The following is a 21,671-nucleotide window of genomic DNA, read 5'->3' on the forward strand; positions in this document are numbered from 1 at the left end:
TACGGACGCGAGCGATTACTGCTCTGCAGTGTCTTCGTCGTCGTCAACGACGTCGTCGTTATCTTCCTCATCGCCGCAGTCCGCTCCAAGCCAGCGGCCTTTGAGCGTGCCTTTAATCACGAATGCGTCCGGCCCGTCGCCCGCCTTCAGATCGAGCGTGCCGTTCATGGTTTCCGGCGTCGGCGTGTTCACCTTGAAGGTGCCCGAGCCCTTGGTCTTGCCGGTGCACACCATGCGGATTTCCTGACTGGTGCGCGTGGTGCGAACGATGGTCGAAGTGCAGTCATCGGAGTTGGAGGAATGGAACGGCTTGTCCAGATCCTCCTGTGTAATGCATTCGCTGCTGGTTTCCGGTTCCGGCTCTTCCGCAGCGGCGGCCTTGAGGTCCGCGGCCAGCTTGGCGCGCTGCTGCGGCGTCATCTTGTCCATCACCTCCTTCGGCAACGGCGGCATGCCGCTGAAACGCATGATGGAGGTCATTTCCCACAAGCCGAGCTTGACGTTGAGACGCTCGGGAGCGGCCGCAGCCACGCTCAGGGCCGTCAGTGTCAGCGCCGCGATCGCAGTCGTTTTCAGCATTTTCATGGTTGTCTCAGGTTAAGGAACGTGGTCCGCTGTCACAGCGTTTCCACTTACTCGCCGGCGATTGTTTCCCGCAGAGGTGTGATGTGGCAACTCGCAAACTTTCACGCTATCGCGCCATGCGCGATTTCAACCAGACCGCCGAGCCCAGCGGCCGGCAAAAGGTGGACAAGTCGCCGGAGCTGCGTTTCGTGATCCAGAAGCACGCGGCCACCCGGCTGCACTTCGATCTCCGGCTGGAGCTGGATGGCGTCTTCAAATCCTGGGCAGTCACGCGCGGCCCGTCGCTCGACCCCAAGGACAAGCGCCTGGCCGTGGAAGTGGAAGATCACCCGCTCGATTACGGCGACTTTGAAGGCACCATCCCGAAAGGCCAATACGGCGGAGGTACAGTACAACTCTGGGATCGCGGCTTCTGGCGGCCCGAAGGCGAGCTGTCGGCCGAAGCGCAATTGAAAAAAGGCGAGTTGAAATTCCAGGTCGCCGGCGAGCGCCTGAAGGGCAGTTTCGTACTGGTGCGCATGAAGGGCGATCGTTATGGCGGCAAGCGCACCAACTGGCTGCTGATCAAACATCGCGACGCCTATGCCTTGGATGCGAAGGGCGTCGAGAAAATGATGGGCGAGGATCGCTCGGTCGCGTCGGGCCGTCCGATGGCGTCGATCGCTGCCGGCAAGGGTCGCGCGCCGAAACCGTTCATGCTGAGCGGCAAGCCCACCAAAGCCAATGCGGTATGGCACTCCAATCGCGACCCGGTGGAAGCAGCGCCCGGCACGACTGGAGTCGCTCACAAGAAAGCGCGCGCTAAGAAAACTTCAACCAAACGCGTCCGCATTCCGGCGTTCATCGAACCCGAGCTGTGCAAGCCCGTCGACCGCCCGCCGGTTGGCGACGGCTGGGGTCACGAGGTGAAGTTCGACGGCTATCGCCTGCAGCTGCGCATCGCGAATGGCGAAGTCACATTGAAAACTCGCAAAGGGCTCGACTGGACCCACAAGTTTCGAGCCATCGCCGATACGGCCGCCGAGTTCCCCAACGCCATCATCGACGGCGAAGTCGCCGCGCTCGACGAGAACGGCTCGCCGGACTTCGCGGCCCTGCAAGCTGCGCTGTCGGAAGATCGCACCGACGATCTGATCTTCTTCGCGTTCGATTTCATGTACAGCGACGAGGGCGATCTGCGCTCATTGTCGCTGCGGGATCGCAAGGCCGCGTTGCAGGAGTATTTGGGCGAGCAAGGGCAGGATTCGAGCTCGTTGATCCGTTATGTCGATCACTTCGAGACCGCCGGCGACGCAGTGTTGCAGTCGGCGTGTCGCATGAACCTCGAAGGCATCATTTCCAAGCGTCTCGATGCTCCGTATCGCGCCGGCCGCATCGGCGATTGGACGAAATCGAAGTGCCGCGCCGGGCAGGAAGTCGTGATTGGCGGCTGGACGCAAACCGGCGCGAACTTCCGTTCGTTGATCGTCGGCGTGAATCGCGACGGTCATCTCGTTCACGTCGGCCGGGTCGGCACCGGTTTCAGCGGCGACAAGGTCCGTCAGCTGTGGCCGAAACTGAAAAAGCTGGAGACCGACGAGAATCCCTTCGGCGGCAAGACAGCGCCGCGCAAGAAGCCCGAGATTCACTGGGTCAAGCCCAAACTGGTCGCGGAGATCGAGTTCGCCGGCTGGACCGGCGACGGCAATATTCGTCAGGCGGCATTCAAGGGTTTGCGCACCGATAAACCAGCGAGCGAGATCGTCGCGGAGCGGCCGGCCGAAGCCGAAGAGGTCGATGTCGTGGAGCCGACGCCGAAGGCCGCTCGCGGGAAGACCAAAGCCGCAACGAAGACTGCTACTCGCGGCAAAGCGGCGAAGAAACGTTCCGCCGCTGCGAAGTCGAGCAAGTCGGCCGCCGCAGGATCGAACGTCGTCATGGGCGTGCCCATCTCGAGCGCCGACAAAGTTCTGTGGCCGAACGCGAACGACAAGAAGCCCGTGACCAAGCTTGACCTCGCTCGCTACTACGAAAGCATGGGCGAATGGATCATGCCGCACATCGCGGGTCGTCCCTGCTCCTTGATCCGCGCACCGGACGGCATCGGCAAGGAACGTTTTTTCCAACGCCATGCCATGCAAGGCACGTCGAGCCTGCTCACGCTGGTGAAGGTGTTCGGCGATCACAAACCGTATCTGCAGATCGATCGGGCCGAAGCCCTGGCGGCGATTGCGCAGATCGCGGGCATCGAGTTGCATCCCTGGAACTGTCAGCCCGGCAAACCGGAAACGCCGGGCCGGCTGGTGTTCGATCTCGATCCCGGACCGGATCTCGACTTCAACGATGTCATCGCCGCGGCGAAAGAGATCAAAGAGCGGCTCGAAGCGCTGGGCCTGATTGCCTTCTGCAAGACGACTGGTGGCAAAGGCCTGCACGTCGTCACGCCGCTGGCCGATTCGAAGAACAATCGCCTGAAATGGCCGGAAGCAAAGGCGTTCGCACAAGGCGTGTGTACGCGCATGGCGGAGGACAGTCCCGATCGCTACCTGGTGAACATGTCGAAGAAGCTGCGCGGCGGAAAGATCTTCCTCGACTACTTGCGCAACGATCGTATGGCGACCGCGGTCGCGCCCTATTCGCCCCGCCTTCGCGAAGGCGCGACGGTTTCCATGCCGCTGAACTGGTCGCAGGTGAGAGCAGGTCTCGATCCGACGCGTTACACCATGCGAACTGCGGCGGACTACGCCAGCAAGGCTACCGAATGGCAGGACTACTGTGATGCGGAGCGGCCGTTGGAGGATGCGATCCGGAAGTTCGTTCAGCCGCGACAAACGGCCCACCGTCGCAAGCACTCGAATCACTCGCACGCGATGACTTAACATCGCTGCATGAGAAAACTTGCGAGCGCGTTGGCCGTCCTTTGCGGCGCATGGATTGCGACGCCGGCACTCGCGGACATTGCGGACGACCTGAATCAGCTTCGACGCCAAGGCTGCGACAATCGACCCGGCGTTTCGCAGCCGCTGCGATCCAGTAAAGGGCTCGATGTCGTTGCGCGAGAATGGTCGAAGGGCGGCCGATTGCGGGATGCGATGGAGCGCGGCGACTATCGATTCACGAACTCCGCCTCAATGCACGTGGAAGGCGCCACCGACCGGAAAGCCATTCTCGATGTCCTGCGCGCCAACTATTGCGAGACCATCACCGACGCCACGCTCAAGGAAATTGGTGTTTATCAGAAGCGCGATGGTATCTGGATTGTCGCGGCGACACCGTTTGTCACGCCTGGCGTGAAAGATGCGGCGCAGGTCAGCAAGGAGGTTTTATCGCTCGTGAATGCGGCCCGTGGCAAAGCCCGCAAGTGCGGGCGGAAACAATTTGCGTCGGTTCCACCGTTGACGCTGTCCGCCGTGTTGAATCGGGCCGCGTTGATTCATAGCCAGGACATGGCGAGCAAAAGCTTTCTCGAACACCGGGGCTCAGATGGGAGCATGGTCGGCGAACGCGCGGCGCGCGTTGGTTACAAGTGGCGCACCGTCGGAGAAAACGTCGCCGACGGCGCCCAAACGGCCGAAACCGTCGTCCAACTCTGGCTCAAAAGCCCGGGCCACTGCGCCAATATCATGACGGCCGGATTTACCGAGATGGGCATCGCTTTCGCGGTGGATCGCAAGAGCGATGCGGGCATTTACTGGACACAGGTGTTCGCGGCGCCTCGATGAAGCGGAAGATCGTCTCGTTTCAGCAAGATGACGAGCAGCACTGGGTGGCGCGGCTGGAGTGTGGGCACAACCAGCATGTTCGTCACAATCCACCTTGGACCAACAGACCGTGGGTCGTTACGCCGGAAGGCCGCCAGGCGGCGCTCGGAGTGGAATTGGATTGCAAGAAATGCGATGAGGGCCGACCGCCGGATTGAGAGCGCCGAGGATTGTTCCTCGGCGCCCTTACCTATCGTTGTTACTTGCGCGAGGCGCTCATCGAACCGTCACCTTCGGTGGAGACTCCACTGCGCGATGCGGAGGCCGAGCCGTTCGCATTGCCGGCGATGTTCAAACCACTGGAAGGCTGCGAAGACTCCGACGCCGTCGTGGCCTTCGGCGCATCCGCGGCCTTCGGAGCATCGAGCAGACCACCGCCCGCATTGCTCGATTCGCTGGCATTCGCTGCGCCAGTCGCGCCGCCTAACAAGCCAGACGCGGAACCTTCCTTGCTCGGCTGCGCCGCAGACGCGGCGGTTGTTGGCTCGGCAATGCCCTGAGTTGCATTAGAAACATTTGGCGCCTCGCCGCTCGCCAGCTTTGCGGGAGCCACGTTCGCCAACTCCGGCTGCGGCAGCGCCGCTCCATTCACGGCTCCACTGCCCGCACCCTGCGCAGCACCGACGAGGTTGACGCCATCGCGACTCACGTTCGAGGCCGCCGAGCCGGCCACATCGGCGGCGCCTTCAATCTGCACGTCTTTCACCGCACCGACCGCTGATGCTGCAGCGGATGAAGTCGCGGCCGTCGCCATCTGGCGCGTCTCGCCCACCTTCTCTCGCGTCTGATCAACCGTGCCGGTCGCTCGATCGCGCACAGCGCTCGTCGTGCTATGCGCACGATTCGTCGCGCGCTCCGCAGTGTCACGAGTGGTCCGGCGCAGCGCCCCTCTGTCGAGGTCGGCACCGAGCGATCCATTCAGTGTGCCGTGCGTGGCCATGCCCATATCGCGCAGACCACCCGACAATCCACCGCCCAACCCGCCGCCGAGCCCGCCCAAACCCTGAGCGTTGACAGCGGCACAATTCAACACGGCAGCCACCGCAACACCGATCAGCATGTAACGAACTTTCATGTGAGTCTCCTGTCCGGCACGCAGCCAATCTGCAGCCTTTGATAGGAGTACGAGGCAGCCAGGCGATTTCTTCCGCCGCCACGAAAAAAAGATGAGCTTGACGTAATGAGCCCGCAATGCGCCCAACACTACCACGGTGCTCGATGGGCCCCTTCGTACGGTCACGCCGCCACGCTAAAGGGGCTCTTTGTGCGCTCAACGGCGACAGTGTAGATGAGCCTGCTCGTACGGTCATGCCGCCGAGGGTGCGGAATGCACGTCTTCCTAGGCTCGACTTCACCACAGTGGTGTCGGCGTCTGTCGGGAAGGGGTGTCTTCTTCCGGCAGCTTTTCGGCACATGGACGGGGCCGAAACAGCAGGGCTCATCATGGGCTCGGCGGTGCCTTTCAGCGAAGCATGCTTCGCTCCGCCGAGCGGGTGTACATGGATGCATACCCTGGGCTTGCACGGAGCAGGACTGCGCAGTGCAATGGGACGCGAGGAGCGCAATGCGCTCCGGCGGGCGCCCGGTGCCGGGAGGAGACACCCCCTTCCCGGCAGCCGCGAGCCACTGCCCGTAACTACCCAGCGACTCTTCTCCGGTAGACGCAAGCACTGCGTCTGCCGTGCCGACAGCGCGAGCCGCCGCGGCCTCGGCGATCAGTGCGCAGCCGAGGACAGCTGCTCCGGTGGTCGGAGATCGTTCCCAACGAGCCCATTGCCGTAGATCTTATCGACACCTCGCGCACCCAAATCGGTTGCCCGGGCAGCGAGATCTGCGATAGCCGCCTCGGCTTGTTCCTTACCTCCAACAGCGAGGAGCTGGCGCGCCAGCAGCCCAGCAACGAGCGGCGCAGCGAACGAGGTCCCGCGCACTACACCGAAGGGAGCCTCAATACCTGCAGCAGACATGTTCGCCCCGGGCGCCGAGAAATCGACGTGCTTGCCTCGACAGGCCTCCACGAGCACTCGTTGTTTCGCATCGACGCCGGTTACAGCAACGACTTCCGGATACGCAGCAGGAAACAAAGGCGGCGCACTCGGCCCATCGTTACCCACCGCAGCGACGACGATGTGCCCTCGCGCCGTAACGACTCGAACGATTCGTTCGAGCAACACATTGGCAGGCCCGACCAAGCTGATATTGATGACAGGAACCTTTTCCCTCGACATCCAAGCAAACGCCTCGGCAACGGAATCGAGCGCACCGCCAGTCGCCAGCCCACAATAAACATCCGCCGCAAACAGCTCCGCGCCCGGCGCGGCGCCATGAAACACATCGCCCTGACCGACCAACAACGAGGCCACGGCTGTCCCGTGCGCGCTCGGCACAGCGCCGCCAGTGCAGCCGTGCTCGTGCACGTTGACGCCATTGAATACGGGATGAGAGCGCTGTACGCCGCCGTCGATCAACCCAACTCTGGCGGTTACCGCAGGCGACCCGTTCGACGCCACGACAGATGTTTCCTCCGCGGCAGCAGCCGGAACTACCCCGCTCTCCAAATAAACATGGTTGTAATCGTACGTCCCCTCCGGATCCTCTCTCCGCAACCGCTCCAGCGCACGCCGGGTGGACATCCCCTGCGGGGCCTGCAGGACGACAATGGAAACATCCAGCCCTTCCAACGTCCTCGTCCGCCCAATCCCAAATCCGGCCGCACGCGCGCGGTCCAACGCAGCCGGCGTAGGCGACAACGCCACGACCTCGCTGCGAACGATCGGCGCGCCGCGGGGGTCAGCTTCGAGAACCGTCCGATTTGTCCGAAGCAGATGACGAATCCTCACCTGCCGCAGCTCTCGCAGGCGCTGCGGATCGGCCTGATCGAGCACGTCATTGACGGTCCGATTGAGCGGTTCGGTCGGCAGCCCCGGCAAGTTGGGCACCTGCACCTGCGGCAGCGTGACCTGCGCACGCGCCACCCCGCCGGTCGCAAGCAGCAGGAAAGCAAGCAGGATGGATTTAGTCGGGAACATGAGTACGCTCAGCCATCTTCTGAATATACGCGCCAGGAACCCGAATCCTTCCAAGTCGCCCGCCGGCGTCAGGTTGGGGCACAATTATTTTGACCGCTCGGGAATAAACCCAGACTCGAACTCGTAGTAATGAACGAGACACCCGCCAGCACGCAGTCCTCCTTGCAGCAGGTGCGCGAGCAGATCGTGGCGCTTCTGCCCAGGTTGCGGCGTTTTGGCCGCGCGATCGCCCGCCATCCGGCCGATGCGGACGATCTGGTGCAGATCTCGATCGAACGCGCCCTGTCTCGCCATGAGCAGTGGCGGCCCGAGGCGCCGTTTCACAGCTGGATGTTCGGCATCATGCGCAATGCCTGGATCGATGAGGCTCGGGCTCGCGGCCGCCACGGCAAGGTCCTGGCGCCGGAAGAGGCCGGCCTCGACGTGCCCGACAACGCCAGCGAGGCTCAGCTGCGGCTGTTGTCGGTGCAGCGAGCGATGGCTTCGTTGCCGGAGGAGCAGCGGATGGCCGTGGCGCTGGTGCTGGTCGAAGGGCTCTCGTACAAGGAAGCCGCCGAGGCGCTGGACGTGCCGATCGGAACGTTGACGAGCCGGCTGGCGCGGGGCCGCGAGGCGCTGCAGAAGCAGCTGGAATGAAGGTGGACCATGCAGTTCTCGGATGAAATCCTGATGGCGTATGCCGACGATGAAGTCGACGCCGACCTGCGCCGCCAGATCGAAGCTGCGATGGCGCTCGATCCATCGATCGCCGAGCGCGTCGCGAAGCATCGCAGTCTGCGGGCCGATCTCGGCGTCGCATTCGACGGCGTCCTCGACGAGCCCATTCCCGATCGTCTGCTCGAAGCCGCAGCGTCATCGCCCGCCAAACCCGCGTCCGTCACCGATCTCAAAGCAGCTCGCATGGCCAAGGAGCGGGCCGCCCATCCGCGACGCTGGTCCTGGGTGGAATGGACCTCGATCGCTGCCAGCCTGATCATCGGCATTCTCGCCGGGCGCACCGCCCTGCATCCTTCGCGTTCTGATTTGTTTGCAACCAGTGCCGACGGCATCGTCGCGCGCGGCGAGTTGTCCGCCGCACTCACCGATCAAATCGGTGGCGATGCCAAAGATGCAAAAGTTCGGATCGGGCTGACGTTCCGCGTTACGAGCGGCGATTACTGCCGCACATTCGTCACCGCTTCGGCCGCCGGGTTCGCGTGCCGCGAGCCGAATGAATGGAAAGTGCGCGCATTGAGCGAAGGCGGTTCCGACGTCAACGGCGGCGACTATCGCATGGCCGGCACCGAACTGCCGCCGGCCATTCTCGCAGCCGTGGAACAAAGCATGGCCGGTGAGGCGCTGGATCGCGAACAGGAACAGGCCGCCCGGGCGCGCGACTGGAAAAAGTAACGCAGCACGCGACGCAGTTCCGGAAACAAACACTCGGTTGCAGCGTTGCCGCCCGAGGCCCACTACAATTCAGGCATGGATTCCTTGCTAGAAGAAGAACCGGCGCCGCGTCGGCGCTTTCAAAAGCGCTGGCTCTGGTGGGCATTCCTGGCGTGGTGGGCGGCAGTCGCATTGTGGAATGTCAGCAAGCCCATGCCACCCGGCACCGATGTCAGCTCGCCGCTCATCACCGCCGCAGCCAGCGACGTGCAGTTTCTTTACGACCTCACGACCGCGTTGCCGGACGGCAAAGCCGTTCGCGAGCAGCGCATCTTCGATGAAGTGTTCGACATCATCGATCAGGCGCAGTCGTTCGTGATCGCGGATTTCTTTTTGCTCAACGACATGATGGGCGCGGCCGACGGCGTCTATCGCCCGCTCAGTCGCCAGCTCGCGGACCGGCTGCTCGCGCGCAAGGCCGCCAATCCCGCACTGAACATTCTGCTCATTACCGATCCTATCAACGATGTCTACGGCGGCATGCCGTCGCCGTTGTTGAATGAGCTGCGCGCTGCCGGCATCGAAGTCGTCAGCACAAATCTCGATCGGCTGCGCGACTCCAATGCCATCTACTCGGCGCTGTGGCGCATGTTCCTGCAATGGTGGGGCAACTCGCCGGACGGCGGCTCGATGATGAATCCGTTTGCGCCGCCGGGCAGTCCGCCGATTACGTTTCGCAGCTGGCTGGCGCTGGCGAACTTCAAAGCGAATCATCGCAAGGTCATCCTTGCCGATCGTGCCGACGGCACGCTCACCGGCATGGTCACGTCGGCAAATCCGCACGACGGCAGCAGTTCGCATTCGAATGTGGGGCTGCGCTTCAATGGCGCTCTGGCGCAGGAGATCGTCAACAGCGAAAGGGCGGTGGCGCGCTTCTCGGGCTGGCGAGGTCAACTCTACGCCCCCGCCCCCATACCCCCTGCGACCGAGCCTGCCGATCCCGTGCAACTGCAATTCCTCACCGAGGAAGCGATTCGCGATCACCTGGTCGGCGCGATCGACACGACGCGCAACGGCGACGCAGTCAGCATCGCGACGTTTTATCTCTCGGACCGCAAGATCGTGAAGTCGCTGCTGAACTCCGCGTCGCGTGGCGCAAAAGTCCGGCTGATCCTCGATCCCAACAAAGATGCGTTCGGACGCGAGAAGGACGGCGTGCCGAATCGTCCGGTCGCCAGCGAGCTGGTGAGAAGGAGCGACGAAAAGATCCAGGTGCGCTGGTATCGCACGCATGGCGAGCAATTCCACACCAAGCTCGCCCTGGTAACGCACGGCGACCGGCTGATCGCGTCGCTGGGCTCGGCGAACCTCACCCGGCGCAACATCGGCAATTACAATCTGGAAGCGAACGTCGCGGTGGAGCTGAGCGCGGCGTCACCGCTGGGCATCGAGCTGATCAGCTATTTCGACCGGCTGTGGAATAACGACGGGCCACCCGGAACCAGCTTCACCGCCGGGTTCGGCGCCTGGAAAGACGATGACACCGGCCGCTACTGGCGCTATCGCTTGATGGAAGCCACCGGACTGAGCACTTTCTAACGCAACGCGCGCGGCGCGCTTCGGCTTCTGTCGCTGCAGATATCGGTATTGCCACGGCGGCAATCGATCGTCGGCTGGCAGTGCCCACAAGCCACGCCGACTCGCACGCGCGGTGTCTTCGAGCTCGATCAACGATCGATCGTGAATCGTGCGTCGATACACCCAGACATGACCGTCGCGCACCATCGCCTTCACGACATCGAGCCGGTCCGGCTCTCGATACACACGCACGACCTTGCGACCGTAGCGATCGGTCTCGATCACATCGACGAACACGTTGCGATCGGCAATCAGTTCGACCAGGGCCGCGCGGGCGGTGTTGCCGTACGGCTGAGATTTCTCTGGCGCGTCGATGTCCTGCAAACGAACGTCGATATCGCGGCCCTTCGCAGGCCGCACGAGAAAGCTGTCGCCATCGAAGATGCGTCCGACCGTGCCCGAAAAATCCAGCTCATCCGCAGTTGCGGCGCCTGACAGCAGGCATGCGGTAACAAACAACCAGACTTTAGCCACTCTCACCGCGCAGTTTGCGTAGGTTGGGCTGATCGTCGGCGACCACCGTCGCGGTTTGCTTCGCCAGGTCCAGGGAAACTTTCTGAGCAGCGGATTCGAACGCCGCCGCGACCGCGCCCATGCGATCTTCGGCCGCGCGCTCTCGAGCTTCGCTGGTCACCGTCGCCACCAACTTACGATCGGCGACACGGATCAGGCGGCCGATGATCGTCACGTGCGCTTCGGGAAGCTTGCCGTCCGCAGTGCTCGCCTCGAAATGGCGCACTTCCACGTCGACGATATAGTCGTTGGCGACGCGCGCCTGCTCGGCCGTGACGCTGCGAAAGATGTTCTGGTCGTTCCATGAACCGACCAACACGCTCTGCACGACCTCGACCGTGCGACTGCCCCACCGCACGCCACGGTAGTAGTCGAGGTGCCGCCCCTTCAGCACGGCAATGCGATCGCTATCCAGTCCGGGCGCGAAATCGGGCCGACCGATCGACAAATCCACTGGCGTAGTCGGCACGCCCGTAAGCGAGCCGGCGGCGGCAGGCGCAATCACATAAGCGCTCGGCACAGGCACATCGCTATCGAATAGCGAGCCTGTGCTACAGCCGGCACAAGCCAATGCAGCAACAGCAGCGACCAGCACAGTTCTCATGCGTGTGCTCATTTCTTGATCTCGACGCCGCTCTCCGGCGGCTCATACAAAATCTGCGACGGGTTTTCCTGCAGGCTGCGCGACAGGTCGCGGAACTCGCGCGCCGCCTGGCGTGTCTCGCGCATCAGCCGCTCCAGCTCGAACAAGCCTTGCTCGGTGAAATTGCCCAGCTGCACTTCGCTCTTTTGCGTGAAGGTGTCGATGCGCTTGGAAGCGTCGGCAAGATTGTTCGCAATGTCGTTCATGCGAGCCAGCGCCGTCTGCACTTCGGGCCGCGCATCGGTCGTCATGCCACGCAGCGATTCGGAAGCCCCATGAATCTCCGCAACCGTCGAGCGCAGCTCCGCGACCAGCAACTGCACGTCCTTCGCGGTCTGCGGCATGGTCTGCATCGTGTCACGCATGCCTTTGATGGTGTCGGCGATGCCGGCAAGGTTCTCGTCGGAGACCACACGCGAGATACGCTCGAGCAATGTGTTCGCGCGACCCATCAGTTCCGGCAAGCTGGCGAGGAAGGCGTCGAAGTCGGACTCGACCGCCTCGATCACGGGATATTGCTCGCCCTGCATGAGCGGCGCGCTGCGATCCACATCGGACGCTTCTTTGAGGTTCACATAGAGCAGACCGGTCACGCCCTGCAGACCGAGGCTGGCACGCGTGGCCGCCGAGATCGGCGCGGTCTTGTCGACTTCGACCACGACATGAACCCGTGTAGCATCGCTGGAATCGATGGCCAGCCGGCGCACCCGGCCGACATCGACGCCGAGGAAACGAACCGGGCTACCGCGGTCCAGGCCGCTCACCGAGCCGGTGAAATAAATCTCGTAGCGTTCGTACTCGCGGCCGTCGTTCGCGTCCGTGTACCAAAGCACGAAGCCGATGGCCATCGCGACCACCAGCAGGATGAAGGCGCCGACGGCGACGTAATGAGCGTCTCTTTCCATGATGACTTACACGGCCGCCTGCGCCGCCCGGGCGCGGGGGCCGTGGAAGTACTCCTGAATCCACGGATGCGGGTTCTTCATGATGCCGTCGAGCGTATCGACCACGATTTTTCTGTCAACCAGCACCGCCACGCGGCTGCAGGTGGCCAGCAATGTATCCAGGTCGTGGGTGATCATGACGATGGTCAGCTTCAGGCCCCGATGCAGATAGGTCACCAGCTCGTCGAAACCGGCCGCCGAGATCGGATCGAGGCCGGCGGTGGGCTCGTCGAGAAACAACAAGGCCGGATCCAGCGCCAGCGCCCGGGCCAGCGCGGCGCGCTTGACCATGCCGCCGGACAGCTGCGAGGGCAGTTTCCCGCCGGCATCCACCGGCAGCCCCACCATGCGCAGCCGCAGCTCGGTCAATGACTCCAGGGCTTGGGGCGAGGCGTCGAAATACTCGCGAATGGGCAATTGGATGTTTTCCGCCACGGTGAGCGAACTGAACAGCGCGCCGTGCTGGAAAGTCACGCCGTAACGCCGCTTGACGGACAGCAGTTCCGCGTCGCTCATCCGGGTGATATCCCGATCCTCGATCAGAATCTGCCCGGAGGCAGGCCGCTGCAGGCCGAGCATGGTCCGCAGCAGCACCGATTTGCCGGTGCCCGAGCCGCCGACGATGCCGAGCACCTCGCCGGGCATCACATCCAGGTTCACCCCGTCGTGCACGACTTGTTTGCCGAAGCGATTGACGAGGTTGCGTACCGAGATGATCGGGGTTGGCTGGCGGGCGCTCATCAGAAGTCCAGCTCCACGAACACCACGGCGAAGATGGCGTCGGCGAAGATCACCAGGAAGATCGATTGCACGACCGCCAGCGTGGTCAGCCGGCCGAGCTCGCGGGACGAGTCGCGCACCTGCATGCCGCGATAGGTGCCGACCAGCGCAATCAACATCGCGAACACCGGCGCCTTGATCAAGCCGGCCCAGAACGTGGTCGGCGCGAGCGCGTCCTGCACGCGAGGAATGAATTGTGACAATTGGATATCGAGCAGCAGCGACGAGAGCAGCGCGCCGCCGGCCAGGCCCATGGCGTCGGCGATGATGGTCAGCAGCGGCAGCGCGACGACCAGGCCGATCAGGCGCGGCACGACCAGCACCTCGTAGAAATCCACGCCCATGGACTGCAAGGCGTCGACCTCGTCGTTCAGCCGCATGACGCCGATCTCCGCGGCGAAGGCGCTGCCGGAGCGGCCGGCGACGATGATCGACGTGAGCAGCACGCCCATCTCGCGCAGCACCGAGATCGCCACCAGATCGACGGTAAAGATCTCCGCACCGAACGTTTGCAACTGCTGGGCGCCGAGATAGGCCACGATCACGCTGATCAAAAACGCGATCAAAGAGACGATCGGGATGGCCTGGATGCCGGTCTCATATATATGACGGACCACGGACGGCAGGCGCAGATGGTGCGCGCTGCGCATGGAGCGGACCATGGTGGCGGCGATCCGCCCGAAAAAACCGATGGCGTCGCGGGTCTGGACGCCTTGCTGAACCGCGCCTCGCCCGATCCAGACCACGGCGTCTCGCAACGAGGTCGCGGCCGGCTGGGGCTCGCCCGGTTTGGCGGCCTTTTGCTCGAGCAGCTCATCGAGAAAGGCGAAATGCGCGGGCCGCTCGCCCACCACTTCGAAGCGCACGCCGGCGTGCTTGGCGCGCTCCAGCCAGTTACGCAGCAGCCAGGCCCCGGACAGGTCCAATGTTTCAATGCCGCTGAAGTCGAGCCTGACGTGCCGGCCCTGTTCGTTCAGTTGCGCGAGCGAGCTTTCGATCTCACGAAGATTGTCGATGCACCAGCCGCCGCGCAGCCGCAGCGTCAGCCCATCGCCAGATCGTTCCGATTCGAAAAGCACCGGGTTGGAGATCCTGAACTCAGTAGGAATGCGCGCAAGATTAACAGAGCCTTCTGACCGGCGGCACATCGCGATATCCTGCGCGATTCTCGAGCTTGGGATCCGGACATGACGGACGTTGAAGGCTTGGTCGAAGCTACATACATGGGCAATACGCTATGGCACTGGGCCGTGGCGGCCGGCGTTGCCCTGGCGGCGTTTGTCGTGCTGCTGCTGATCCGGCGTGCGGTCCGGTCGCGTTACCAGAAGCTGGCGGCCACGCCGGAAACGGAGTTCCTGGAGCTGCCCCTCAAAGTCGCCAGCCGCACGACGGTCTTTACCGTGGTGGTCACTTCGCTATTCATCGGCTCGCAATGGCTGACGCTGGCGCCGGCAGTCAGCAAGGGCATTCTGTCCCTCTTCACGATTGCGATTTTCTGGCAGGTCGGGCTGTGGGCCACGATCGCGGTGATCGCCGCGCTGGAGCGCAAACGGCAGGCGGCGGATCCGGCGGCCGCCAGCTCCATGGGCATCATCGGCTTCCTGGCCCGCGCGACCATCTGGTCGTTCGTCCTGCTGCTGACGCTGGACAACCTCGGCATCGAGATCAAGCCGCTGCTGGCCGGCCTGGGCATCGGCGGCATCGCCGTCGCGCTCGCCGCCCAAAACATCCTCGGCGACCTGTTTGCCTCGCTGTCGATCACGCTCGACCGGCCGTTCGTGGTCGGCGACTCGCTGCAGGTGGATGAATTCAACGGCACGGTCGAATACATCGGCGTGAAGAGCACGCGCCTGCGCAGCCTCAGCGGCGAACAGATCATCATGCCGAACGCCAACCTGCTGAGCAGCCGCGTGCGGAACAACTCGCGCATGAGCCAGCGGCGCGTCGTGATCAATCTCAGCGTCGATCAGCAGACGCCGGTGGAGAAATTACAGGAGATCCCGGGCAAGGTGCGCGAGCTGATCGAATCGCACCAGCCGATCAAGTTCGACCGCTCGCACTTCTCCAGGATCGGCCCGGCGTCGTTCGATTTCGAAGCGGTGTACATCCTGTTGACGCCCGACTACGGCAAGCACATGGACATCCTGCAGGACATCAACCTGCGGCTGGTGGAGTGGTTCAACAAAGAACGCATCGTGTTCTCGACGCCGCAGCGGGTGTATTACGTGGAGTCGCAAACCGGCGCGCACACGACGTTGGAAAAGAACGGCGAGCGCAGCCCGCCGACATCGCGAGACAGCTGAGTTATTTGAGGTTGCTGATCGCGCGGACGCGGCTCTCCGGCGCCTGCGTCTGCTCGAGGGCTTCCATGAAGCGGCGCGTCCAGGCCGCGATGTCGTTCCGACGAAGGACTTTCATCATGTCGGCGTGCCGCTCGCGCCTTTCATTCAGCGGCATGGATAACGCCGCCTGAATCGCGTGGCTCACGCCGCGCACATCGTAGGGATTCACGAGCAGCGCCGACGACAGTTCACGCGCGGCGCCGGCGAGGTTGGAAAGAATCAACACGCCCGGGTCGGCGGGATCCTGAGCTGCGACGAATTCCTTCGCGACCAGGTTCATGCCATCGCGCAACGGCGTCACCAGACCCACCTTCGCCGCGCGCAGAAAGCCCATCAACGTGGCATGCGGGAAGTTGCGATTGAGATAACGAATCGGCGTCCAGTCGGTATCGGCGAAGCGGCCATTGGTGCGGCCCGCCGCCTGTTCGAGCGCCTGACGAATCTCGGCGTAAGCACGCACGTCAGTACGCGACAGCGGCGCGATCTGAATGTATGTAATGCGCCCGAGATTTTCCGGATGCGTTTCCAGGAACTGCTGATAGGCGGAGAAGCGCTCCACCAGGCCTTTGCTGTAGTCGAGCCGGTCCACGCCCATCATCAATGAACGCCCGACCAGACTGTCGGTCATGCGGCGCACGACATCCGTAGCGCTCGCTTCGAGACCTTCGCTCTCGACCGCCGCGACATCGATGCCGATAGGAAACACTTCGGCGCGGATGGTGCGATCGCCGATGCGAATGCGCCCATCCGGCCGCAGCGCGTCCGCGCCGAACAAATGTTCGATGCCGCTGTGAAACGAGCGCAGATCGTTGTGCGTCTGGAAACCGACTACATCGTAGCTGGTGAGATCGCGCAGCAGCTCCGAGTAGCACGGCAGCACGCGGAGCATTTCGATGTTGGGAAATGGAATGTGCAGGAAGAAGCCCATCGGCCGCTGCACGCCCAGCTCGCGCAGCCGACGGCCGAGCGGGATCAGGTGATAGTCATGCACCCAGATGAGATCGCGCGGCTGCAGCAGCGGCAACAGCTTCTGCGCGAAGATGCGATTGACGTTCTCGTAGGCCTCGCGCTGCTCGTTCGAGTAGCGCATGCCCTTCGAGAAGTAATGAAACAACGGCCACAGCACATCGTTGGAATAGCCGTTGTAATAAAGCTCGAATTCAGCGCGGCGCAGATCGATGGTCGCGTAGGTGACGCCTTCGCGAATATGGATGTCCGGATCGGCCGGCTCGGTCTCGATGGTTTCACCGCCCCAGCCGAACCATAGCCCGCCGGTGCGCTTCAGCGCGCTGAGAATGCCCACCGCCAGTCCACCGGGCGCAGCCGATTTGCGTGGCAGGGAAATCCGGTTGGAAACGCAGACAAGTCGTGTCATCTAGTCCGTGTGCTCGATATAGACCCTACAAAAAAAGCTGTGGCGCAGGGTTGCCGACAACGCGGCTTAACGCACCAAGGGCCGGTAATGTTTCACAAAACCCGTATGCACGCTTCGTAAATTTCTATGACCAGCGTTGTCGGCGCGTCGCGTTCCATGGCGCAGCCCGTGAAATTACCAGACGATTCAATTAATTGATCCTCATCGAGCGGCTGACGCGCCGCGCGAAGGCTGCGTTCACCGGATGAGTAGCCGCCTTGCTGCCTGAAAGCACATCGAAAACGCTAGAATTCGCGCCCCTATCGATGCAGTTCTCGTCCCATTCGTCGTCTTGGAGTGAGCGGTCTCATGAAAAAGCCCGTCAATGTTGCCATCACCGGCGCCGCCGGCCAGATCGGCTATGCCCTCGCCTTCCGTGTCGCCTCCGGCGCCATGCTGGGTCCCGATCAGCCGATCAATCTGCACCTGCTGGAAATCACGCCGGCCCTCGGCGCGCTGCAGGGCGTGGTGATGGAGCTCAACGATTGCGCGTTCCCGACGCTCAACAAGATCGTCGCCACCGATGACGCCAAGGTCGCGTTCAAGGATTGCGATGTCGCTCTGCTGGTCGGCGCACGTCCGCGCGGCCCGGGCATGGAGCGCAAGGATCTGCTGCTCGCGAATGCGCAGATCTTCTCGGCACAGGGCAAGGCGCTCGATGCGGTCGCGAACCGCAACGTCCGCGTGCTGGTCGTCGGCAACCCGGCGAACACCAACGCGCTGATCGCTCAGCGCAACGCGCCTGGCCTGAATCCTCGCAACTTCACTGCGATGGTCCGTCTCGATCACAACCGTGCGCTGTCGCAGCTCGCCGAGAAGACCGGCAGCCACAGCACCAAGATCAGGAAGGCCATCATCTGGGGCAATCACTCGGCCACTCAGTATCCCGACCTGCATCAGGCCACGGTCGACGGCAAGCCGGCGCTGTCGCTGGTCGATCAGAAGTGGTACGCCGAAACATTCATTCCGGTCGTGCAGCAGCGCGGCGCGGCCATCATCAAGGCTCGTGGCCAGTCGTCGGCGGCGTCGGCGGCCTCCGCGGCCATCGACCATATCCGTGACTGGGTGCTGGGCACGCAGGAAGGCGACTGGGTCAGCATGGGCGTGCCCTCGGACGGCAGCTACGGCATTCCGGAAGGCGTCATCTATGGCTACCCGGTGACCTGCAAGAACGGCGATTACCAGATCGTGCAGGGCCTGTCGGTCAACGACTTCAGCCGTGCGCGCATGGACGCCACCCACAAGGAACTGCTGGAAGAGAAGGACGGCGTAAAGGAACTGATCTAACAGATCCTTCCCGCCACTTCCGATTCGCACTTGAACGGCGAGCGCATCATATGGATGCGTTCGCCGTTTTCTTTTATTTGACGCCTTGCCCGACTTGCCGCTGTCCGCCGCGCAAGTTACTGTCGTCGGGACCGCGCGACACAGCAGGCCGTGACCGCATTGTCGGACATTCCGACTGAATTTGTTTCTCGCCGTCCCGCGCACAGCTTTCAAGAGGTTCACATCGTGAGCAGCGTGATCTGGTTCCTGGTGTTCGTGCTCGGCGCACTGACGCTCGCTTATAACCGCGCTTCGTTGCTGACAACGACGCTGGTGTACGGCGGCGGCCTGCTGGCCTACGGTTTGTTCGGCGACCCCTCGCTGCCATTGCTGGTGGTGCTGTGGACGGCGCTGGCGGTGCTGGTGTTCCTGAACATCGACGCACTGCGCATTCGTTTCATCTCGCGCCCCTTCCTGCGCGTCTATCGACGCATGCTGCCGTCGATGTCACAAACCGAAAAGGATGCGCTCGAAGCCGGCACCGTATGGTGGGATGGCGAGCTGTTCACCGGCGGCCCGGATTGGGACAAGCTGCTGTCCGCCGCCGCGCCGAAGCTCACTGCCGAAGAGCAGGCCTTCATCGACGGCCCCTGCGAAGAGCTGTGCCGCATGATCGACGATTGGGACATCACCCATCGCCGCGCCGACCTGCCGCCGCACATCTGGGAATACGTGAAGAACAAAGGTTTCTTCGCGATGATCATCCCGAAGAAATATGGTGGTCTGGAATTCTCCGCCTACGCTCACTCGTGCGTGCTCGTGAAGCTGTCGAGCCGTTCCGGCGTCGTAGCGTCCACGGTCGCCGTGCCGAACTCGCTCGGTCCCGGCGAGCTGCTCCTTCATTACGGCACGCAGGAACAGCGCGACTACTACCTGCCGCGCCTGGCGCGTGGCGAAGAGGTGCCCTGCTTCGCGTTGACCGGGCCGCGCGCCGGCTCGGACGCCGCGTCGATTCCCGATTTCGGCGTGGTCTGTAAAGGAACATTCGAAGGCCGCGAAATCCTCGGTGTGAAGCTGAACTTCAGCAAGCGTTACATCACGCTCGCGCCGATCGCGACCGTCATCGGTCTCGCGTTCAAGCTGTACGATCCCGACAAGCTGCTCGGCGAAGACAAGACCGATTACGGCATTACCTGCGCGCTGATCCCGCGCAACACTCCGGGCATCACCATCGGCCGTCGTCACTTCCCGATGAACGCGCCATTCCAGAACGGCCCCATCCAGGGCAAGGACGTGTTCGTGCCGCTCGATTATCTGATCGGCGGCATGAAGATGGCCGGTCAGGGCTGGCGCATGCTGGTGGAGCAGCTGTCGGTCGGTCGTTGTATCTCGCTGCCCTCGAGCGCGACCGGCGCAGCGAAGGCCGCGGTGTTCGCGACCGGCGCGTACGCTCGTATTCGTCGTCAGTTCAACGTCTCCGTCGGCCAGTTCGAAGGCGTGATGGAAGTAATGGCTCGCATGACCGGCACGACCTACATCATGGATGCGGCCCGATCCGTCACCGCCGGCGCCATCGATGGCGGCGAGAAGCCGTCGGTGCCCTCGGCGATGTTGAAATATCACCTCACCGAATACGGACGCGTGATCGCGAACGACGCGATGGATATTCACGGCGGCAAAGGCATCTGCCTCGGTCCGAAGAATTATCTGGGTCGCGGTTATGAGCTGGTGCCCGTGGCGATCACGGTGGAAGGCGCGAACCTGCTGACGCGCAGCCTGATCATCTTCGGTCAGGGCGCGATTCGCTGCCATCCGTTCGTGTTGCGTGAAATGAATGCCGCGAAAGACAAGGACAAGCGCAAAGGCACGATCGAGTTCGACAAGGCGCTGTTCGGCCACATCGGTTTCACGATCAGCAACGCCGTGCGCTCTATGGTGATGGCGCTGACACTCGCGCGCTTCTCGAAGGTGCCGGAAGGACCGACGCAACGTTTCTATCAGCACATCAACCGGTTCAGCGCCTCGTTTGCTTTCGCGACCGACGTGGCGATGCTGTCGCTCGGCGGCTATCTCAAGAAGAAAGAAAGCCTGTCGGCACGCCTCGGCGATGTACTGTCGTGCATGTATCTGGCCTCGATGGTGCTGAAGCACTATGAGAACCAGGGCCGTCAGGAAGCGGACCTGCCGTTGGTGGAATGGGCCTGCCGCACGCTGCTGTACAAGGCTCAGGAACAATTGCACAGCTTCCTGCGCAACTTCCCGAATCGGTTCCTCGCGGGATTCATGCGGCTGTTCATTTTCCCACGCGGCCAGACGTATCACGCGCCTTCGGATCCGCTCAGCCACCAGCTGGTCGATCAGGTCATGCACCCGACCATCACGCGCGATCGCCTGACCGATGGCGTGTATCGCACGGTCGAGCCGACCAATCCGCTGGGCCTGCTGCATGAAGCGCTGGTGCTGAGCGAAACCGCCGAGCCGTTGGAAAAGCGCATTCGCGTCGATGGCGTGAAGACCGGCAAGGTCACAGCGCTCGATCTGCCGGGACAGATTCAGCAGGCGTTGGCGGTGGGCATCCTGTCCGAGACCGAAGCCGCGATGCTGCGCGACTACGATCGGCGCGTGATGGATATCATCAACGTCGACGACTTCAACACCGAAGACCTGGCCGCCGGCCTTGAGCCGGTCGAGCTGCGTCAGGTGCGGGTCGGCAACGCCTGACGCGGCTCCATGCTCGTGGCGTTGCTAGGCTTTCGTTTTGTATTCGAGCACGACCAGTCCGCCCGTGAACGATTGCGCCGAGACTAGTGACAGTCGGCGCAAGCTCATGTCCGACGGGGTAAAGGATCTACCGCGACCAAGCAGGACCGGAAGCACGCGCAGGCGCAATACGTCGACTTCGCCCGCGCGCAGCAACGCATCGCTCAGGCTCAGACTGCCCCAAACGATCAGGTCGCCGGCGAATCGATGGCGTAGGCCGCGAACCGCAGCCACGGCGTCACCCCTGAGGATCTCGGCGGAAGCGTTCGTTCCCCAGGGGGCCGACTCGAGCGTGGAAGAAACGACGAACTTGGGCAACTCCCTGATCGGAGCCGCGATCGGTTCGGCAGCCGGGTCCGCGGACGGCCAGTAGTCCGCGAACATGCGGTAGGTCTTCGAGCCGAGGACGATGGCAGAAACGCCGGACAACATCCGCAATTGTTCGGTATCGGCGTCGTTGACCCAATTCGCATTGACGAAAAAGTCGATACCGCCATCCGCATCCTCGGCGTACCCGTCGAGGCTGACGATCTGTTCCACGATTACCTTGCCCATGCTGCCCTCGCTACGTTGGCGCCGGAGATCGGCGCCGGTTTCCCTGAAAGACGAACGAGCGAGCGCGCAGCCGACATGACGCCTGCAGCCGTCA

The 21,671-nt window shown here is 62.9% G+C and carries 18 protein-coding genes and 1 pseudogene; 9 read left to right on the forward strand and 10 right to left on the reverse strand.

Annotated features, from left to right (window positions below; translation table 11 throughout):
* Nucleotides 1–15: 15 nt before the first annotated feature.
* The gene (locus GYH35_RS30500; RefSeq protein WP_161810037.1) at nucleotides 16–585 is read right to left on the reverse strand and encodes a DUF3617 domain-containing protein; all 570 of its coding nucleotides are present in this window, start codon (nucleotides 583–585) and stop codon (nucleotides 16–18) included.
* A gap of 83 nt (nucleotides 586–668) precedes the next feature.
* On the opposite strand from GYH35_RS30500, the gene ligD reads away from it, so the two are divergent.
* From ligD to GYH35_RS35560, 3 genes are all read left to right on the forward strand, one after another.
* Nucleotides 669–3,443, forward strand: a complete 2,775-nt coding sequence (gene ligD, locus GYH35_RS30505; protein WP_202624870.1) for a DNA ligase D — start codon at nucleotides 669–671, stop codon at nucleotides 3,441–3,443.
* Between the two features lie 213 nt (nucleotides 3,444–3,656).
* Nucleotides 3,657–4,286, forward strand: coding sequence for a CAP domain-containing protein (locus tag GYH35_RS30510; RefSeq protein ID WP_161830392.1), 630 nt, complete (start codon nucleotides 3,657–3,659; stop codon nucleotides 4,284–4,286).
* Entirely contained in the window at nucleotides 4,283–4,483 is a 201-nt protein-coding gene (locus GYH35_RS35560) for a DUF3565 domain-containing protein (RefSeq protein ID WP_161830393.1), read from the forward strand. The genes GYH35_RS30510 and GYH35_RS35560 overlap by 4 nt, the downstream gene beginning before the upstream one ends.
* A 41-nt stretch (nucleotides 4,484–4,524) precedes the next feature.
* Here the strand turns inward: GYH35_RS35560 and GYH35_RS30520 are convergent, their stop codons facing one another.
* Together GYH35_RS30520 and GYH35_RS30525 are read right to left on the reverse strand one after the other, a co-directional pair.
* Nucleotides 4,525–5,400, reverse strand: coding sequence for a hypothetical protein (locus tag GYH35_RS30520; RefSeq protein ID WP_161830394.1), 876 nt, complete (start codon nucleotides 5,398–5,400; stop codon nucleotides 4,525–4,527).
* A 640-nt stretch (nucleotides 5,401–6,040) separates the two neighbouring features.
* Nucleotides 6,041–7,354, reverse strand: coding sequence for a S8 family serine peptidase (locus GYH35_RS30525; protein WP_161830395.1), 1,314 nt, complete (start codon nucleotides 7,352–7,354; stop codon nucleotides 6,041–6,043).
* A gap of 129 nt (nucleotides 7,355–7,483) precedes the next feature.
* Between GYH35_RS30525 and GYH35_RS30530 the strand changes: the two genes are divergently transcribed.
* The 3 genes from GYH35_RS30530 to GYH35_RS35280 all read left to right on the forward strand — a co-directional run bounded on the left by GYH35_RS30530 (nucleotide 7,484) and on the right by GYH35_RS35280 (nucleotide 10,321).
* Nucleotides 7,484–7,990, forward strand: coding sequence for an RNA polymerase sigma factor (locus tag GYH35_RS30530; RefSeq protein ID WP_161810042.1), 507 nt, complete (start codon nucleotides 7,484–7,486; stop codon nucleotides 7,988–7,990).
* A 9-nt stretch (nucleotides 7,991–7,999) separates the two neighbouring features.
* Nucleotides 8,000–8,743, forward strand: coding sequence for an anti-sigma factor family protein (locus GYH35_RS30535; RefSeq protein ID WP_161810043.1), 744 nt, complete (start codon nucleotides 8,000–8,002; stop codon nucleotides 8,741–8,743).
* Between the two features lie 75 nt (nucleotides 8,744–8,818).
* A complete protein-coding gene (locus GYH35_RS35280) occupies nucleotides 8,819–10,321 on the forward strand; it encodes a phospholipase D-like domain-containing protein (protein WP_161810044.1) in 1,503 nt (500 codons plus the stop codon).
* Between the two features lie 93 nt (nucleotides 10,322–10,414).
* Here GYH35_RS35280 and GYH35_RS35285 read toward each other — a convergent pair.
* The 5 genes and pseudogenes from GYH35_RS35285 to GYH35_RS30565 all read right to left on the reverse strand — a co-directional run.
* A pseudogene (locus tag GYH35_RS35285) lies at nucleotides 10,415–10,840 on the reverse strand (thermonuclease family protein); the annotation flags it as partial.
* Nucleotides 10,827–11,477, reverse strand: coding sequence for an ABC-type transport auxiliary lipoprotein family protein (locus GYH35_RS30550; RefSeq protein ID WP_161810046.1), 651 nt, complete (start codon nucleotides 11,475–11,477; stop codon nucleotides 10,827–10,829). The gene GYH35_RS30550 and the pseudogene GYH35_RS35285, both read right to left, overlap by 14 nt.
* Before the next feature lie 8 nt (nucleotides 11,478–11,485).
* Entirely contained in the window at nucleotides 11,486–12,421 is a 936-nt protein-coding gene (locus tag GYH35_RS30555) for an MlaD family protein (protein WP_161810047.1), read from the reverse strand.
* Nucleotides 12,422–12,427: 6 nt separating this feature from the next.
* A complete protein-coding gene (locus GYH35_RS30560; RefSeq protein ID WP_161810048.1) occupies nucleotides 12,428–13,201 on the reverse strand; it encodes an ABC transporter ATP-binding protein in 774 nt (257 codons plus the stop codon).
* Nucleotides 13,201–14,319: an ABC transporter permease gene (locus GYH35_RS30565; RefSeq protein ID WP_161810049.1), complete on the reverse strand. Its 1,119-nt coding sequence runs from the start codon at nucleotides 14,317–14,319 to the stop codon at nucleotides 13,201–13,203. Before GYH35_RS30565 ends, GYH35_RS30560 begins: the two co-directional genes overlap by 1 nt.
* Before the next feature lie 108 nt (nucleotides 14,320–14,427).
* Here GYH35_RS30565 and GYH35_RS30570 point away from each other — a divergent pair, with 108 nt between their 5' ends.
* Complete coding sequence (locus GYH35_RS30570) at nucleotides 14,428–15,543, forward strand: mechanosensitive ion channel family protein (protein ID WP_161810050.1); 1,116 nt, start codon at nucleotides 14,428–14,430, stop codon at nucleotides 15,541–15,543.
* A gap of 1 nt (nucleotide 15,544) precedes the next feature.
* On the opposite strand, the gene otsA is transcribed toward GYH35_RS30570, so the two are convergent.
* The gene (gene otsA / locus GYH35_RS30575) at nucleotides 15,545–16,957 is read right to left on the reverse strand and encodes an alpha,alpha-trehalose-phosphate synthase (UDP-forming) (RefSeq protein ID WP_161810051.1); all 1,413 of its coding nucleotides are present in this window, start codon (nucleotides 16,955–16,957) and stop codon (nucleotides 15,545–15,547) included.
* Between the two features lie 348 nt (nucleotides 16,958–17,305).
* Here otsA and GYH35_RS30580 point away from each other — a divergent pair, with 348 nt between their 5' ends.
* Nucleotides 17,306–18,283, forward strand: coding sequence for a malate dehydrogenase (locus GYH35_RS30580; protein ID WP_161810052.1), 978 nt, complete (start codon nucleotides 17,306–17,308; stop codon nucleotides 18,281–18,283).
* A gap of 225 nt (nucleotides 18,284–18,508) precedes the next feature.
* On the forward strand, nucleotides 18,509–20,983 hold the full coding sequence (locus GYH35_RS30585; RefSeq protein WP_161810053.1) for an acyl-CoA dehydrogenase: 2,475 nt from the start codon (nucleotides 18,509–18,511) through the stop codon (nucleotides 20,981–20,983).
* Nucleotides 20,984–21,007: 24 nt separating this feature from the next.
* Here the strand turns inward: GYH35_RS30585 and GYH35_RS30590 are convergent, their stop codons facing one another.
* Entirely contained in the window at nucleotides 21,008–21,577 is a 570-nt protein-coding gene (locus GYH35_RS30590; RefSeq protein ID WP_161810054.1) for a dihydrofolate reductase family protein, read from the reverse strand.
* Nucleotides 21,578–21,671: the final 94 nt, after the last annotated feature.

The organism is Steroidobacter agaridevorans (genome assembly GCF_009932555.1).
GTDB lineage: Bacteria > Pseudomonadota > Gammaproteobacteria > Steroidobacterales > Steroidobacteraceae > Steroidobacter > Steroidobacter agaridevorans.